We start from the raw sequence: 16518 nt of genomic DNA on the forward strand, positions 1-16518 counted from the left end.
TACGCACTCGATGACTGAGCAGATCCCCGTTCGTGATGTAACCCCCCCCCCGTCCAAGGCCGGAGCGTCAGCTGACCTTTACGCCGCGCGTGAAAAGATCTACACCCGAGCCTTCAGCGGCCTGTTCCGCAACCTGCGACGCGTTGGCGGCGCAGTACTCTTCATCCTCTTCTTCGGGACCGTCTGGCTTAACTGGAACGGCCGTCAAGCCGTCTGGTGGGACCTGCCAGAGCGCAAATTCCACATCTTCGGGGCGACATTCTGGCCCCAGGATTTCATGCTGCTGTCGTGGCTGCTGATCATCTGCGCCTTCGGCCTGTTCTTCATCACCGTCTTCGCCGGCCGCGTCTGGTGTGGCTACACATGCCCGCAGAGCGTGTTCACCTGGGTATTCATGTGGGCCGAGAAGATCACTGAGGGTGATCGCAATCAGCGGATGAAGCTCGACAAGGCGCCGATGAGCGCCAACAAGTTCCTTCGCAAACTGGCCAAGCATGCCATCTGGCTCGCGGTCGGCATCCTCGTGGCGATCACCTTCGTCGGTTACTTCACCCCGATCCGCGAGCTGGTGCCCGACCTGCTCACCCTGAACGTCAATGGCTGGTCGGCATTCTGGATCGGCTTCTTCACCCTCGCCACCTACGGCAGTGCTGGCTACCTACGTGAGCAGGTGTGCATCTACATGTGCCCGTACGCGCGCTTCCAGAGCGTGATGTTCGACAAGGACACCCTGATCGTTTCCTACGATCCGCGTCGCGGCGAGAAGCGCGGCCCGCGCAAGAAAGACGCTGACTACAAGGCAATGGGCCTTGGCGACTGCATCGACTGCACCATGTGCGTTCAGGTCTGTCCGACCGGCATCGACATCCGCGACGGCCTGCAGATCGAGTGCATCGGTTGCGCCGCCTGTATCGACGCCTGCGACGCCATCATGGACAAGATGAACTACCCGCGCGGCCTGATCAGCTATACCACCGAACACAATCTGTCCGGCCAGAAGACTCATCTGCTGCGCCCGCGCCTGATCGGTTACGCCGTCGCGCTCCTGGCCATGATGGGGCTGTTCTCCTACGCCGTGTATGATCGCCCGCTGGTAAAACTCGACGTGCTCAAGGATCGCGTGCTCTACCGCGAGAACGAGCAGGGCAATATCGAGAACGTCTACACCCTCAAGGTGATGAACAAGGCTCAGCAAGAACAGACCTTCGTGATCGAAGCTACCGGCCTCGACGGTCTGGTCTACGAAGGCCGTAGCGAGATTCGCGCCGAGGGCGGCGAGCTCGTCACGATCCCGGTCGAGTTGTCCATCGCCGCCGAGAAGCTGCCCTCGAGCACTAATGAAATCGTCTTCCACATTCGCTCGGTAGACGACGACTCGATAAACGACGATGCAGACAGCCGTTTCATCGGCCCGAGCATCCGCTAAGTAAGGTAATGCATGCGCTCTGATAACGAACAAACGCGTTGGTACACCCAGTTCTGGGCCTGGTTTGTCATCGCCATCCTGCTCAGCTCCGTAGTACTGGGCGTGTCCCTGCTGACGTTGGCGATCAAGAATGCCGACACCCTGGTCGCGGACAACTATTACGACGCGGGCAAGGGCATCAACCAGTCGCTGGAGCGCGAGAAACTGGCAGAGCGTCTGGAGATGCAGGCACGCATCGCCCTGAATGACGAGCGCGGCCTGGCCGAAGTGCAGCTGAGCGGCGCGAGCCGCCCGCAGCAACTGGTGCTGAACCTGATCTCGCCGACCCAGCCCGAGCGTGACCGCCGCATCATCCTGCAACCGCAGGGTGACGGCATCTATCAGGGCCAGATGCAGGAATCGATCAGCGGCCGCCGCTTCATCGAGCTGCTCGGTCGCGAAGGCGAGCAGGACTGGCGCTTGTACGGGGAAAAAACCATCGAAGCCGGCCGCGCCCTCGAACTGAAGCCTTGAGCCGCTGATGGCAAAGCCTCTCCCCTGCTACCACTGCGGCCTGCCGGTGCCAGCCGGCAGTCCGTTCCAGGCCCGCGTGCTGGGTGAGACGCGGGCCTTGTGCTGCCCAGGCTGCAAGGCCGTCGCTGAAGCCATCGTCAAGGGTGGGCTGGAGAGCTACTACCAGCACCGCAGCGACACCGCCATCAACCCGCAGACTCTCCCTCAGGAACTGAGCGAAGAGATGGCGCTATACGACCGCGAGGACGTCCAACAGCCGTTCGTACAGCACCAGGGCGATCTGGCAAGCACTTCGCTGATGATCGAAGGGATCAGCTGCGCCGCCTGCGGCTGGCTGATCGAACGCCACTTGCGCAACCTGCACGGCGTGGCCGAGGCCAGCCTCAACCTGTCCAATCATCGCCTGAACGTACGCTGGAGCGACGCACAGCTGCCGCTCAGCGAGCTGCTCGGCGAGCTGCGACGGATCGGCTACGCAGCACACCCCTACCAGGCCGACCAGGCTGCCGAGCGCCTGGCCAGCGAGAACCGCCGTTCGCTGCGCCAGCTGGGCGTAGCCGGGCTGCTGTGGATGCAGGTAATGATGGCCACCATGGCCACCTGGCCCGAGTTCAACCTGGACCTGTCGGAGAGCTTCTTCGTCACCCTTCGCTGGACCGCCCTGCTGCTCACCACGCCGATCGTCTTCTACTGCTGCACCGACTTCTTCAAAGGAGCACTGCGCGATTTGCGCACCCGCCACCTGACCATGGACGTGTCGGTGTCGCTGGCGATCGGCGGTGCGTACGTCGCCGGCATCTGGTCCACCATCACCGGCCAGGGTGAACTCTATTTCGACGCGGTGGGCATGTTTGCCCTTTTCCTGCTGGCCGGGCGCTACCTGGAGCGGCGCGCGCGCGAACGCACCGCAGCCGCCACCGCACAACTGGTCAATTTGCTGCCTGCGTCCTGCCTGAAACTCGACGCAGACGGTCACAGCAATCGCATCCTGCTCAGCGAGCTGCAGCTCGGCGACCGCGTACTGGTGCAACCCGGTGCGCTGATTCCGGCAGACGGCCTCATCATCAGCGGTCAGTCCAGCGTCGATGAATCGGTACTGACCGGTGAGTACCTCCCCCTGCCCCGCGGCGTGGACGATGCAGTAACCGCTGGCACGCTGAACGTCGAAGGCCCGCTGACCGTGGAAGTCCAGGCCTTGGGCGACGACACCCGTTTATCCGCCATTGTCCGCCTGCTGGAGCGTGCTCAGGCAGACAAACCGAAGCTTGCCGAGCTGGCCGACCGCGTCGCGCAGTGGTTCCTGCTGGTGGTGCTGCTGGTTGCAACCGTCGTCGGGGTGGTCTGGTGGCAGATCGATCCGCAACGCGCGTTCTGGATCGTTCTTGCATTGCTCGTCGCGACCTGCCCATGCGCGCTGTCGCTGGCGACACCCACAGCACTTACCACGGCCACCGGTACGCTGCACAAGCTCGGTCTGCTGCTGACCCGCGGGCATGTGCTCGAAGGCCTGAATCATATCGATACCGTGGTGTTCGACAAGACCGGTACCCTGACCGAGGGCCGCCTGACACTTAGCGCCGTGCACCCGCTCGGAGCTTTGAATGCCGATGCCTGCCTGGCGCTGGCCGCAGCCCTGGAGAACCGTTCCGAACACCCGATTGCCCGCGCCTTCGGACGTGCGCCGCTGGCGGCGGAATCGGTCGAAACGGTGCCGGGCCTGGGCCTGCAAGGCAACGTTGAAGGTCGCAACCTGCGGATCGGCCAGCCCAGTTTCGTCGCCGAAGGCTTCGCCCAACCGGCACCCGCTATTCCCGGCGACCAGGGGCAATGGCTGTTGTTGGGCGACGATCAAGGCCCGCTGGCCTGGCTGGTATTGGGCGATCGGCTTCGCGACGATGCCCCGGCACTCCTTGAGGCCTGCCGCGCCCGTGGCTGGCAGACGCTACTGCTATCCGGTGACAGCTCACCGATGGTCGGCCAGATTGCCAGGGAACTGGGCATCGCTGAGGCCGAAGGCGGCATGACCCCTGCTGCCAAGCTTTCCCGATTGCAGGCATTGCAGGCCGCCGGACATCGGGTGCTAATGCTCGGCGACGGCGTCAACGACGTCCCGGTGCTTGCCGCAGCGGATATCAGCGTCGCTATGGGCTCGGCGACCGACCTGGCCAAGACCAGTGCTGATGCGGTGCTGCTATCCAACCGTCTAGGCAGCTTGGCGCAGGCATTCGACGTCGCACGCCGCAGCCGCCGCATCATCATCGAGAACCTGGCCTGGGCAAGCCTGTACAATGGCCTGATTCTGCCCTTCGCCGCCTTTGGCTGGGTCACCCCACTATGGGCCGCGCTGGGGATGTCGCTCAGCTCGCTGCTGGTGGTTTTGAACGCCTTGCGGCTGACACGTCAGCCGGCAAGTCACGGCTGAATCTGCTGCAACGCACGTCATTGGCGCAGCGGCGCACTTTACGCAGCTAAAGACTTCGCTTCGGATCCTGGAGGTCCTAATGGCCGCTCTGTACATCCTCATCCCTGTTGCCGTGGTCCTGGTGGCCGTCGCAATCTGGGTGTTCTTCTGGGCGGTGGACAGCGGGCAGTTCGACGATCTCGACGGACCGGCGCACAGCATCCTGTTCGACGACGACGAGCCGCAGAAGCCTTCCGCAGCCGATGCAGTGGAATCCTCGGAAGATCAGCCGGAGTAACGCAAAGGTGACTGAACTGCTGCCCCTGCTGCTGTCTGCACTGGTCTTGGGACTACTAGGTGGCGGCCATTGCCTCGGCATGTGCGGCGGCCTGATGGGTGCACTGACCATGGCCATTCCACCGGATCAGCGCGGCAGGCGCCTGCGCCTCCTGGTCGCCTACAACCTCGGACGCGTATCAAGCTATGCCGTTGCCGGATTCCTGATCGGCCTGGCGGGCTTGGCCGTTGCCAACAGTCCAGCGGCCATGGCGTTACGAGTCGTCGCCGCACTTCTGCTGATCATCATGGGCCTGTACCTCGCCGGCTGGTGGAGCGGGCTGACACGCATCGAGTCGCTAGGACGCGGACTCTGGCGTCATATCCAGCCTATCGCTAGCAAATTCATGCCGGTAACGAGCATTCCACGCGCCCTGATACTGGGGGCGCTGTGGGGCTGGCTACCGTGCGGCCTGGTCTACAGCACCCTGTTGTGGTCAGCCAGCCAGGGCGATGCACTGGATAGCGCTTTGCTGATGCTGGCGTTCGGCATCGGCACCTGGCCGGTGTTGCTTGCCACCGGCCTTGCTGCCGAGCGATTGACAACGTTGCTGCGCAAGCGTGGCGTGCGCGTCGTCGGCGGGGTAATGGTGATTCTGTTCGGTATCTGGACGCTGCCAGGCCCTCATCAGCAGTGGCTGATGGGGCATGGCTCAGCGCCATCTCACGAGACACACGCGCACTAGCGGAAGGCTTGCGAGCGCTCATGGCTCCTTGGGCAACTGGCGCTTGTGAGCAGTCTTGTCGTAGGTATCGATGATGATCCGGGCCGCCTCGTCCGGTACCGGCTTACCCTGCAGAAAATCATCGATGTTGCGGTAGCTGACACCATGAGCTGCCTCATCGGGCTTGCCAGGTGACAACTCTTCGAGATCCGCGGTTGGCACCTTGTGCACCAATTGATCGGGAGCGCCCAATGCCGCGGCTATCTGCCGAACCTGGTCCTTCACCAGACCCGCCAGTGGCGTCAGGTCGCACGCGCCATCACCGAACTTGGTGAAGAAGCCCATCACCGCCTCTGCCGCATGGTCGGTACCGATGACCAGGCCCTGGCGCGCGTTGGCGATCGTGTACTGAGCCACCATGCGCATCCGCGCCTTGGTATTGCCCAGCACGAAATCACGCTGCGCCGGGCTCAAAGGATCAAGCGCCTGCGTGGCGGCAGCCAGGCCCAGCACCGCGGTGCCGATGTTCACGGTGTGGCACTCGTCGGGCTTGATCGAATCCACCGCCAGCTGCGCTTCATGCTCGTCATGCTGCACCTGATAAGGCAGGCGCACGGCGATGAAGCGATAGTCGTCGCCTTCCCCTGCTTCGCGCATGCCGGCGACCGCCCGCTGGGCCAGCAGACCCGCCGTGGTCGAATCGACGCCACCACTGATCCCGAGCACCAAGGTCTTCAGGCCCGACTCGCGCAAGCAGGTCTGGATGAAGCTCACCCGACGATCAATCTCGGCCTGTACCGACTCCGGCCCGGTAAATGGTGCGCAGACGTTGAGCGCGGTTGCGATTTCCTGCTGGCGGCTGTGCATGAATCTCTCCTCTGGCGATATGAAGGCGCTGCTGAAGCATAAGACGCTGACGTGATCATCTGACCGCCAATCAGCGCGATCCCTTCCGGATGTCGGCGCCGATCTGGCCCAGCGCGCTAGGGTCGGATCAAGTTTGATACAGGTCAAGTCCGCCGCAATGCCCTGCCCCTAGAATCCAGCGACCGCCGTCATGACCGGGAACGCCACATGCTCGACTCCATTCGCTGGGATTCCGACCTGATCCGTCGCTACGATCAGACCGGCCCGCGCTATACGTCGTACCCGACCGCGGCCCAGTTCAATGAAAAGGTCGGCTCGTTCGACCTGCTGCACGCATTGCGCGGCAGCCGCCAGGCGTCACGCCCGCTGTCGCTGTACGTTCATCTGCCATTTTGCGCCAACGCGTGCTACTACTGCGGCCGCAACAAAGTGGTGACCAACGACCGGACACGCGCACAGCCCTATCTGGAACGCCTCGAGAAAGAAATCGAGCTGATCACTTGCCACCTGGGCAAGGACCAGGTGGTCGAGCAGCTGCACTTTGGCGGCGGCACACCTACCTTTCTCAGCCATGATCAACTGCGTCGGCTGATGGGCCATCTGCGCCAGCACTTCAACCTGCAGGACGATGATCATGGCGACTTCAGTATCGAGATCGACCCCCGGGGAGCGGATTGGCCAACCATCGGCCTGCTCCGCGAACTAGGTTTCAACCGCATCAGCATCGGCGTGCAGGATCTGGACCCGGAGGTTCAGCGCGCCATCAATCGCATGCAGACCCTGGAGCAAACACGCACCATCATCGAGGCGGCCCGCACGCTGCAGTACCGCTCGCTGAGCATCGATCTGATATACGGCTTGCCGCTGCAGACGCCAGCACGCTTCGCCAGAACCGTTGAGGCGATCATTGACCTGCAGCCGGACCGGCTCTCGCTGTTCAACTATGCTCATCTGCCTGAGCAATACGCGCCGCAGCGCCGTATCAACGCCAACGACCTGCCGGCCCCCGCCGAAAAGCTGGCCATGCTGGAGCAGAGCATTCATTTGCTCACCGACGCGGGATACCGCTACATAGGCGTGGACCACTTCGCCCTGCCGGACGATGAACTGGCCATGGCGCAAGAAGATGGCAGCCTGCAGCGCAACTTCCAGGGCTACACCACCCATGGCCATTGTGATCTGGTGGGCCTCGGCGTTTCGGCCATCAGCCAGATCGGTGATCTCTACTGCCAGAACACCAGCGCCATCGAACAATATCAATACCAACTGGATCAGCATCAGCTAGCCACCGCCAGAGGCTTACGCTGCAAACAGGACGACCATATCCGCCGCACCGTCATCCAGTCTCTGATATGCGATTTCGAGCTGAGCTTCACGAAAATCGAGAGCGAGCATGACATCGAGTTCAGACAGTACTTCACCGAAGCCTGGCCGATGCTCGAGCAGATGGCCGCTGATGGGATGATCGAGATCACCGAGAGCCATCTGCTGATTCAGCCTGCTGGCCGGCTACTGGTTCGCTCGATATGCATGCTCTTCGACCACTATCTCCCCGAGCAGGTCAGCCAGGCCAGCCGCGCCTGATCTAGAGCGCCTCAGACTATCGTCCAAATCATTGCCTGCGACCCTTGAGCCGATTGGCCATCGCCGACGTCCTGAGTTAACCTTGCGCGCTATAACTAGGTTTCCAGGAAGCCCTCTATGTCCGAATCGATCAAGGTCCGTGCGCAGCGGCAAGCTCATTGCAAGGATTGCAGCCTGTCCGGGCTGTGCCTGCCCCTGTCGCTGAACATGCAGGACATGGACGCTTTGGACGACATCGTCAAACGCGGCCGCCCCCTGAAGAAAGGCGAAACCCTGTTCCGCCAGGGCGACGTGTTCAGTTCCGTATTCGCCGTACGCTCCGGCGCGTTGCGGACGTTCAGCGTTACCGATGGCGGCGAGGAGCAGATCACCGGCTTCCACCTGCCCAGCGAGCTGGTCGGTCTTTCCGGCATGGATACCGAAAGCTATCCAGTCACCGCGCAGGCATTGGAAACCACCTCGGTTTGCGAAATTCCCTTTGAACGACTCGACGAACTGAGCGTCCTGCTGCCGCAGCTGCGTCGCCAGCTCATGCGCATCATGAGCCGCGAAATCCGCGATGATCAGCAGATGATGTTGTTGCTGTCGAAAAAGACCGCAGATGAGCGCATCGCGACCTTTCTCATTAACCTTTCTGCACGCTTCAGCGCACGCGGCTTCTCGGCCAATCAGTTCCGCCTGCCGATGTCGCGCAACGAGATCGGCAATTACCTGGGCCTGGCGGTCGAGACCGTTTCCCGTGTATTCACCCGTTTTCAGCAGAGTGGCTTACTCGAGGCCGAGGGCAAGGAAGTACGCATTCTGGATTCCATCGGACTGTGCGCCCTAGCCGGCGGCGCAATGGATGTCTGAGTCAGCGCGTTTGGAGTAGCAGCCCGATGATCTTCGACGAGTTCAGCATCAAGACCCTGATTCGCCCGGTGCAGGACTTTCCCCGCCCGGGTGTGGTGTTTCGCGACATCACCCCGCTATTCCAGTCGCCAAAGGCGCTACGCATGGTGGCTGACAGCTTCATTCAGCGCTATGTGGAGGCCGACTTCACACATATCGGCGCGCTTGATGCACGAGGGTTCCTGGTCGGCTCGATTCTCGCCTATGAGCTGAACAAACCTCTGGTGCTGTTTCGCAAGCAGGGCAAGCTGCCGGCCGACGTGCTGTCGCAGGCCTACAGCACCGAATATGGCGAAGCGCATCTGGAGATTCACGCCGACAGCCTTTGCGAGGGCGATTCGGTGCTGTTGTTCGATGACCTGATTGCGACCGGTGGCACGCTGCTAGCCGCCGCACAGCTTGTGCGACGCATGCGCGCGAGCATTCATGAGGCGGCTGCCATCATCGATTTGCCCGAACTGGGCGGATCGCAGAAACTTCAGGACATTGGCATTCCCACGTTCACTCTGACCGCCTTCGCCCTAAGCGACCGCTGACGGCGAATTCTCCGCGCCGCTGCTAGGTAAAGGATCTGCCCGTGTTAATGACGTTAAGGCGCAGCCTGCTTATCCTAGTTCTGGCCTGTACTCCTCCCGGGTTCGCACTTGATCGCGATGCACTGCTGGACCAGGCGAATATCCTGCTGCTGCCGCGTGAACGACCCATTCCTCAGTTCGAGCTGATCGACCAGGACGGCCAGCCTTTCAGTACTTCGTCGCTGCAGGGGCGCTGGCACATCCTGTTCTTCGGCTTTACCGCCTGCCCCGACATCTGCCCGACCACGCTGAGCGACATGCGTCGGCTGCTCAGCCAGCTACCGCCCGAGACTCGAGAGCAGTTGCAGGTGGTATTGGTCAGCGCCGATCCCGCGCGCGATACGCCGGAACAACTCAAGGCCTACCTGAGCTACTACCGCGCCGGCTTCAGCGGCTTGACCGGCGACATGGAGCAACTGCTAGGGCTATCCAAGGCACTGGGTCTCCCTTTCGTTCCGGCGCGCGAAACAGAAGGCGACTACATTGTCAGTCATAGCGGAAATCTGGCTTTGGTCGCACCGGATGGCAGCCTGCGCGGGCATATTCGTGCGCCGCTGAAACTGGAGGGCTTGCAGCGGATGCTGCCGCAGATGCTCGAGAACGAACGCTGAAACTGGCCGTCGAAGCCGAACTACCGAATCAGTGGCAGTCCAGGGTATCGGCCAGCACGTATGCCTGAAATGCCACCTCATCGACCCATTGCTGGGTCAGCCCCGCCAATCGGCCTTCTGCCGACCATTGCGCCAAGAGTGCGTTGATCTGCTGCTGCAGGTTAGCGTCATCGGCGACCGTCAGGCTTAGCTGCCGCCCGGCATCGAAAAGCGACGGTAACAGGTGCTTGTAGCGCCGCCACTCGGGCAAGGTGGCGATCTCCGTCAGCAGCACATCATCTTCGACAACCGCAGCGCACTCACCAAGCTTGAGTCCGATCAGCGCATGCGCCGCGCTCGGATATTCCCGAGGCACCGCCGCGAAGCGCTCGCTCAGCAACGCTCCATATGGACTCGCGTGATTGACGCAAACCGTCTGCCCCTGAAGATCGGACCAGGCAAGCAACTCACCTTCCGTCGCGCTTAGCGCGGCAGGCACAGCATGATAGTAAGTGGCCGGACCAACCCGATCGCCTGCGACCAGGCGCACTTCAGCGTCATCTGCGCTGACCACGGAAAACCCGGAACGCCCAAGCGCTTCGGCCAATTGCTCGATCAGCGCCGACTCGAAACTCTCCGTTTCGCTGCTGGACAGCACCCGGCGTTCGGGCAGTTGCACCCGCAACGACTCGGCCATCGACGCGACCGGCATCAACAGGATGAGCCATATGGCAATGCGCGAGAGAACAGACATGCAATGGCCTCAGACATACTGATAGCGAAGCATCCGCTGCTTGAACTTCTCCAGTACAACCTGATCGATCAGCGTGGCGAGAATGGCGATGACCAGAATGTTCATCATCACGCCAACCATGTCAGCAATCTCGCCCGAGTACGCGAGCGAACGCCCGAGCCCCTGGCCGAAACCAATCAGCATCTCGGCGGAGATCAGTGCACGCCAGGCGTTACCGAAGGCCAGCTGCGCGCCGGTGATCAGCTCTGGCATCACGGCGGGCAGATAAACGCGGCGCAGCAGCTGCCAGCGCGAGGCACCCATGACCCGCGCCGCAGCGACGTGCACCGGCTGCACGCTCTCGGTGGCATTCATCACCGACAGCGCCATCGGGAAGAAAGCGGCCAGGGCGACCACCACAATGATCGGCAGATTGCCGAAACCCATAACGATCAGAAACAGCGGCACCCAGGCGATCGACGGAATCGACTGCAGAATGACGATGGCCGAGCGCAGGATCTCGCGGAAGAAGAACAGCACCCCACCCACCAGGCCAAAACCGATCCCGAACAGCAGCGCAAAACTGTAGCCGCTGCCGAGGCGACTCATACTGCCGTAAAGCCCTTCGCGGAACTCCGGCTCCTGGATAGTGCTGAACAGACGCTCGAATACGGTCGGGATACCCGGCATCAGAAAGGCCGGCAAACTCCATGCTGCGGCCTGCCAGATCAGAAGAATGAAAAGGATGGCCAGAACGACCGCAAGGTACTTCTTTGGGCCAGTAAGACGGCGAGCCTGACTCATGGATGCGCTACCTCCGTCTTGATACCCAGCAGACTGAGAATTTCCTTACGCTCGGCAGCGAAGTCGGACAGGTCGTGGCTCTTCTCGCAATGGGTGAAGTTGAAGGTTTTCAGCACGCGAGTCGGCCGCGCGCTGAACACCAGAACGTGATCGGCCAGGTAAAGGGCCTCATCGACATCATGGGTGACCAACAGCACCGTCGGCTGATGCTCCTCGATCAGCTCACGCAACACGTCCTGCAATGCCATTCGGGTCAGGGCATCGAGTGCGCCAAACGGCTCGTCCAGCAACAGCACCTCGGGTTTGGCGATGAATGCACGGGCGAGGGCCGTGCGTTGGCGCATGCCGCCGGAAACCTGGTGCGGATAGTAATGCTCGAATCCATTGAGGCCGACACGCTCGAGCCAGGCCTGCGCCTGTTCGAACGCGCTGGCCTTGGCGACGCCCTGCAGTTCCAGCGCCATGGCAACGTTGCCCTGCAGGCTGAGCCAGGGATAGAGGGCATGCTCCTGGAACACCAGCGTACGTCGAGGACTCGGCTCGGTGATCGGCTTTTCGTCAGCAAGCACCCGGCCCGCACTGGGCTTCTCCAGCCCGGCAACCAGATGCAGCAGGGTCGACTTGCCGCAACCCGAAGGTCCAACCAGTGCCACCAGTTCACCCTGGGCGAACTCACCGCTGAAGCCCTTGATGACTTCGAGCTGCCCGAAGCGCTTGTCTACTTCTTCAAACCTGAGTTGCATAAAAATCCGCAAATCCAGAAACGAAATTGCCCGGCAATGCGGGCGATGCAAACGGCCCGGCACAAAGGCCGGGCCCGTGTAGTTTCAAACCAGAGTCAAGCGATCAGAGTTCACGAGCTTCCTGCCAGGACAGATCGACGATGGCACTGGTGTCGAACGGCTTGCCATCGCGGGTCTTCAGCGAACCGAGCTCCTGCAGAATGTCCGCCAGCTCCTGGATGCGCGCCAGATCGTCCTTGCCAAGCTTGGCGCTGAAGGTCTGGGTTCCGATCGCCTCCTCAATGACAACCTCGCGAGCGAGCTCACCACGCTTGAGCGTCTTCAGCGTCGGCTCGGCGATGAAGTAGTCGGCGATCAGCTTGGCTGCCTCGGCCGGCTGCTTGTCGAGCATTTCGATGGCATCGCGCTGGGCGTCCAGCGACTTCCAGACGGCATCCTTGCGCTTGGCCAGGGTATCGCCGGAGGTGATCACCACCATGCACGGGAATGGCCACACTTCACCGATCTCGTAGACCTGCTGAACCGGGGCAACCAGCTGCGCGATGCGATCATACGGCTCGAACAGGAACGCCGCATCGACACGCCCGGACACCAGCGACTGCACCGCAACGGCCGGGCTGACACCCATGATGTTGACGTCGCTCGGCTTGAGTTCGGCATTCTTCAAGGTCACGCCACGCAGCACTGCATCGGCGGTGCTCCCCTCTTTCTGCGAAGCGAGGATCTTGCCCTTCAGGTCGGCAACCTTCTCGATACCCGAACCCTCAAGCGCCACGATGGAGTGGTAGCCCTGCTGAGCACCACCGACCACCTTGAGGTCAGCACCTTTGGAGGCCCAGGCCACCGCATTGGTAAAGCCGAGGACGCCGGTATCCAACTGCCCGCCGACGATCGCCTTGATCAGGTCGGTACCGGAACTGAACTCGATCAGCTCGACGTCAAGGCCATGCTTCTTATACAGACCGGCCTCGTGTGCAACCATGGCCTGGGCATCGTCCATCACACGGATGTAGCCAACTTTGAACTTCTCCTGCGCCTGAGCAAACGCGCTCAGCAGCAGCAGAGCTGGAACCAGCCAATGCTTTGCTTTCATTTCGACCTCGATTCGGATAGCCAGCACATATAACCAGAACGAAGGACTATATTCGCTTTAGTTATCTAACGTTGATGGCTTAGAACTTTACCTGAATCACCCAGAAAACTGCACTACCGAGGTGGCATATCGTCAGTACTTCGGGTTATAGGCGGATTGTCTTGCGCCCGGCCAGTGCGTGGGCCAGGGTTCCGCCGTCGACCAGGTCCAGCTCGCCGCCCAGTGGAACGCCGTGAGCGATTCGGCTGATGGTCAGCCCCTTTGGAATAAGCATCTGCGCGATGTAATGCGCCGTTGCCTCGCCTTCCACCGTCGGGTTTGTCGCGAGAATGACTTCAGTGAACGCACCATCTGCAACACGCGCCAGAAGCTCGGGAATGCCGATCGCTTCAGGGCCCAAACCATCGAGCGGCGACAGATGCCCCTTGAGCACGAAGTAGCGCCCGCGAAAGCCCGTCTGCTCGACGGCGAAAACGTCCACCGGGCTCTGCACCACGCAGAGCAGCGAATCGTCGCGTCGCGGGTCGGCGCATTGCGGGCACAGGTCGTCTTCGGTAAGGGTACGACACTGCCGGCAGTAACCGACCCCTTCCATCGCTTTGCTCAGCGCTTGCGCCAGGCGTAAGCCGCCGCTGCGATCTCGCTCCAGTAGCTGCAACGCCATGCGCTGTGCAGTTTTCTGGCCCACGCCGGGAAGAATGCGCAGGGCGTCGATGAGTTGGCGGATCAGGGGACTGAAGCTCATAAATTAAGCGTCGCTATGCAAAGGGGCAGCACAGTGCCAGGGATTCAGGCGACTTGCAGGACCAAAGGCAAGAAAGCGGGACATCGGAGTCTACTGCGCGTAAATGACGATGCCCCGCCCTTCGAGAAGCGCGCCCATGCGCGCCGATTGGCCGTTCGAGTTAGAAAGGCATCTTGAAGCCTGGCGGAAGCTGCATGCCGGCGGTCATCCCGGCCATCTTGTCCTGGCTGTTCTGCTCGATCTTGCGTACCGCGTCATTGACGGCGGCAGCGATCAGGTCTTCCAGGATTTCCTTGTCTTCCTGCATCAGGCTGTCGTCGAGGCTGACCCGCTTGACGTCATGGCGACCGTTCATCACCACGCTGACCAGCCCGGCGCCAGACTGGCCCGTCACCTCGGCGTTCGCCAGTTCCTCCTGCATCTTCTGCATTTTTTCCTGCATCTGCTGCGCCTGCTTCATCAGGCCGGCCATGCCACCTTTCATCATGGGAATCACCTCAATTAATCAGGTTTCGGAGTGTTCTACGGGTTCGATGGTGCCTTCGCGGATCACAGCGGCGAACTGCTGCATGAGCTGCCGGACCAGGGGATCTGCGTGAATCGACTGTTCCGCTGCACGCTGACGCTCGGCACGGCGACGCTGAGCGGCCTGCGCAGGCGTTTCCTGCTCCGGCTTCTGCAGCACGATCTCGAGCTGTAGCGTACGCCCGTGGTATTGATTCAGGGCGTCGTTGAGTCGTCGCTGTTGCGTGGGGTTGAATAGTGCGCTCTGCGCAGGATCGAGATGCATCAGCCAACGGTCGCCTTCCACGGCAATCAACGTACAGTTGGCGGCAATGCTGCCGGTAAGACCGGACAAGCCGAGCTTGAGATACAGCTCCAGCCACTCGGCAGCCAGCCCGGTCGCAGGCTCTACCGCAGGCAGTGGCTCGACGGGCTCCGGCTCATCCCTTGAGTGTTCCAGTTCGTCCAGATAGGCCTCGGCCTGGTTCTCGACCTCGAAGTAGTCCTCGTCCGTCAGCGGCGGTTCGTCATCATCCAGCTCTTCGACCTGTACCACGGACGCCACGTGATCGGCAGCGCCGTCCACCGGCACAGGTTCGGGTAAAACGGCATCAGCCTCGACCGCGACGGGCGGTACGTCAGGCGGCTCATTCCACGGCACATCGATGACAGGCGCGGCCTGCGGCGCTTCCACCACATGAGTGGCGACCGGGGTCACTGCCGAGGGCGTGGGAGCCGGCACGTTCACTGGCATGGTAACGGCCGGCGCAACGGGAGCGGGCTCTGGCACAGCTGCTACGGCAATCGCAGCGGATGGAGTGGACGACACGCCAGCGGGAGCGGAATCGGCCACCGCTGCGGGCTTGGAATCAGCTGTGGCCGGGCTGATTCCCAGTGTCTTTAGCGGTGTTCGCGGTGCGCCATCACTGCCTGCAGGACGAAATGCCAGCATGCGCAGCAGCACCATTTCGAAACCGCTGCGAGGATCAGGCGCCAGCGGCAGATCGCGCCGGCCGATCAATCCCATCTGATAGTAGAACTGCACATCTTCGGCCGGTAGCGCCTGAGCCAGGGCCAGCACGCGATCACGATCGCCCTGGCCGTTGTCTACCGCCTCAGGCAGCGCCTGGGCGATGGCGACGCGGTGCAGCACGTTGAGGATTTCGGCCAGCACGCCAGCCCAGTCCGGCCCCTGCTCCGCCAAGTGGCGAACGGCCTCGAGCAACGCTCTGGCATCACCTTCGAGCAGCGCCTGCAGCACACCATAGACCTGACCATGATCGAGGGTGCCGAGCATGGCGCGCACATCGGCGGCCAGCACCTTGCCTTCACCGAAGGCGATCGCCTGATCGGTCAGGCTCATCGCATCGCGCATCGAGCCATCGGCGGCACGCCCCAGCAGCCACAACGCATCGTCTTCGAAAGGAACGTTCTCGACGCCCAGCACATGAGTGAGGTGCTCGACCACCCGCTCGGGCGGCATGTTCTTCAGGGAGAACTGCAGGCAGCGCGAGAGGATGGTGACCGGCAGTTTTTGCGGATCGGTGGTCGCCAGCAGGAACTTGACGTGGGGCGGCGGCTCCTCGAGGGTCTTGAGCAGCGCATTGAATGAGTGCGACGAGAGCATGTGCACTTCGTCGATCAGGTAAACCTTGTAGCGCCCGCGGCTCGGCGCGTACTGCACGTTGTCCAGCAGTTCGCGGGTGTCTTCGACCTTGGTACGGCTCGCGGCGTCCACCTCGATCAGGTCGACGAAGCGCCCCTCGTCGATTTCCCGGCATACCGAACACACACCGCAGGGCGTCGAGCTGACCCCGGTTTCACAGTTCAGGCACTTGGCGATGATCCGCGCAATGGTCGTCTTGCCCACGCCCCGCGTGCCGGTGAACAGGTACGCGTGGTGCAGGCGCTGGTTGTCCAGCGCGTTGATCAGGGCCTTGAGCACATGCGTCTGGCCGACCATTTCGCGGAACGAGCGCGGACGCCATTTTCGTGCAAGAACCTGATAACTCATAACACCATCGCGGGGGGACAAGGCAGAGGACGGG

At 61.9% G+C, this 16518-nt stretch carries 17 protein-coding genes; 9 read left to right on the top strand and 8 right to left on the bottom strand.

The window, feature by feature from the left end:
- Nucleotides 1–10 precede the first annotated feature (10 nt).
- From ccoG to IEG05_RS11085, 5 genes are all read left to right on the top strand, one after another.
- Nucleotides 11–1426, top strand: a complete 1416-nt coding sequence (gene ccoG / locus IEG05_RS11065) for a cytochrome c oxidase accessory protein CcoG (RefSeq protein ID WP_191122053.1) — start codon at nucleotides 11–13, stop codon at nucleotides 1424–1426.
- A 12-nt stretch (nucleotides 1427–1438) separates the two neighbouring features.
- Nucleotides 1439–1939 (top strand): FixH family protein, encoded by a 501-nt coding sequence (locus IEG05_RS11070; RefSeq protein WP_125861828.1) that lies wholly within the window; start codon nucleotides 1439–1441, stop codon nucleotides 1937–1939.
- 7 nt (nucleotides 1940–1946) lie between these two features.
- Nucleotides 1947–4361, top strand: a complete 2415-nt coding sequence (locus IEG05_RS11075) for a heavy metal translocating P-type ATPase (protein WP_191122054.1) — start codon at nucleotides 1947–1949, stop codon at nucleotides 4359–4361.
- A gap of 79 nt (nucleotides 4362–4440) precedes the next feature.
- Nucleotides 4441–4638, top strand: coding sequence for a cbb3-type cytochrome oxidase assembly protein CcoS (gene ccoS / locus IEG05_RS11080; RefSeq protein WP_191122055.1), 198 nt, complete (start codon nucleotides 4441–4443; stop codon nucleotides 4636–4638).
- Between the two features lie 7 nt (nucleotides 4639–4645).
- Nucleotides 4646–5362, top strand: a complete 717-nt coding sequence (locus tag IEG05_RS11085; protein ID WP_045665511.1) for an urease accessory protein UreH domain-containing protein — start codon at nucleotides 4646–4648, stop codon at nucleotides 5360–5362.
- Between the two features lie 18 nt (nucleotides 5363–5380).
- Here the strand turns inward: IEG05_RS11085 and nadE are convergent, their stop codons facing one another.
- Nucleotides 5381–6208 carry an ammonia-dependent NAD(+) synthetase gene (gene nadE, locus IEG05_RS11090; protein ID WP_045665512.1) on the bottom strand — a complete coding sequence of 276 codons (828 nt, stop codon included), beginning with the start codon at nucleotides 6206–6208 and terminating at the stop codon, nucleotides 5381–5383.
- 207 nt (nucleotides 6209–6415) lie between these two features.
- Between nadE and hemN the strand changes: the two genes are divergently transcribed.
- The 4 genes from hemN (at nucleotide 6416) to IEG05_RS11110 (ending at nucleotide 9869) form a co-directional block, all read left to right on the top strand.
- Nucleotides 6416–7792, top strand: coding sequence for an oxygen-independent coproporphyrinogen III oxidase (gene hemN / locus IEG05_RS11095; RefSeq protein ID WP_191122056.1), 1377 nt, complete (start codon nucleotides 6416–6418; stop codon nucleotides 7790–7792).
- Nucleotides 7793–7909: 117 nt separating this feature from the next.
- On the top strand, nucleotides 7910–8644 hold the full coding sequence (gene fnr, locus IEG05_RS11100; protein WP_014820517.1) for a fumarate/nitrate reduction transcriptional regulator Fnr: 735 nt from the start codon (nucleotides 7910–7912) through the stop codon (nucleotides 8642–8644).
- Nucleotides 8645–8670: 26 nt separating this feature from the next.
- Nucleotides 8671–9219 carry an adenine phosphoribosyltransferase gene (locus tag IEG05_RS11105; RefSeq protein ID WP_014820518.1) on the top strand — a complete coding sequence of 183 codons (549 nt, stop codon included), beginning with the start codon at nucleotides 8671–8673 and terminating at the stop codon, nucleotides 9217–9219.
- A 47-nt stretch (nucleotides 9220–9266) separates the two neighbouring features.
- Nucleotides 9267–9869, top strand: a complete 603-nt coding sequence (locus IEG05_RS11110; RefSeq protein ID WP_224742794.1) for an SCO family protein — start codon at nucleotides 9267–9269, stop codon at nucleotides 9867–9869.
- Nucleotides 9870–9897: 28 nt separating this feature from the next.
- On the opposite strand, the gene IEG05_RS11115 is transcribed toward IEG05_RS11110, so the two are convergent.
- The 7 genes from IEG05_RS11115 to dnaX all read right to left on the bottom strand — a co-directional run bounded on the left by IEG05_RS11115 (nucleotide 9898) and on the right by dnaX (nucleotide 16484).
- A complete protein-coding gene (locus IEG05_RS11115) occupies nucleotides 9898–10602 on the bottom strand; it encodes a type 2 periplasmic-binding domain-containing protein (RefSeq protein WP_191122058.1) in 705 nt (234 codons plus the stop codon).
- Between the two features lie 9 nt (nucleotides 10603–10611).
- Nucleotides 10612–11385 (bottom strand): ABC transporter permease, encoded by a 774-nt coding sequence (locus tag IEG05_RS11120; RefSeq protein WP_014820521.1) that lies wholly within the window; start codon nucleotides 11383–11385, stop codon nucleotides 10612–10614.
- On the bottom strand, nucleotides 11382–12128 hold the full coding sequence (locus IEG05_RS11125) for an ABC transporter ATP-binding protein (protein ID WP_014820522.1): 747 nt from the start codon (nucleotides 12126–12128) through the stop codon (nucleotides 11382–11384). The genes IEG05_RS11120 and IEG05_RS11125 overlap by 4 nt, the downstream gene beginning before the upstream one ends.
- 103 nt (nucleotides 12129–12231) lie before the next feature.
- On the bottom strand, nucleotides 12232–13221 hold the full coding sequence (locus IEG05_RS11130; protein WP_014820523.1) for an ABC transporter substrate-binding protein: 990 nt from the start codon (nucleotides 13219–13221) through the stop codon (nucleotides 12232–12234).
- A gap of 145 nt (nucleotides 13222–13366) precedes the next feature.
- Entirely contained in the window at nucleotides 13367–13966 is a 600-nt protein-coding gene (recR, locus tag IEG05_RS11135; RefSeq protein ID WP_014820524.1) for a recombination mediator RecR, read from the bottom strand.
- 160 nt (nucleotides 13967–14126) lie between these two features.
- Nucleotides 14127–14453 (bottom strand): YbaB/EbfC family nucleoid-associated protein, encoded by a 327-nt coding sequence (locus IEG05_RS11140; protein WP_003294866.1) that lies wholly within the window; start codon nucleotides 14451–14453, stop codon nucleotides 14127–14129.
- Between the two features lie 18 nt (nucleotides 14454–14471).
- The gene (gene dnaX / locus IEG05_RS11145) at nucleotides 14472–16484 is read right to left on the bottom strand and encodes a DNA polymerase III subunit gamma/tau (protein WP_046620076.1); all 2013 of its coding nucleotides are present in this window, start codon (nucleotides 16482–16484) and stop codon (nucleotides 14472–14474) included.
- Nucleotides 16485–16518: the final 34 nt, after the last annotated feature.

Source organism: Stutzerimonas kunmingensis (assembly GCF_014764705.1).
In the GTDB taxonomy this organism is placed as follows: Bacteria; Pseudomonadota; Gammaproteobacteria; order Pseudomonadales; family Pseudomonadaceae; genus Stutzerimonas.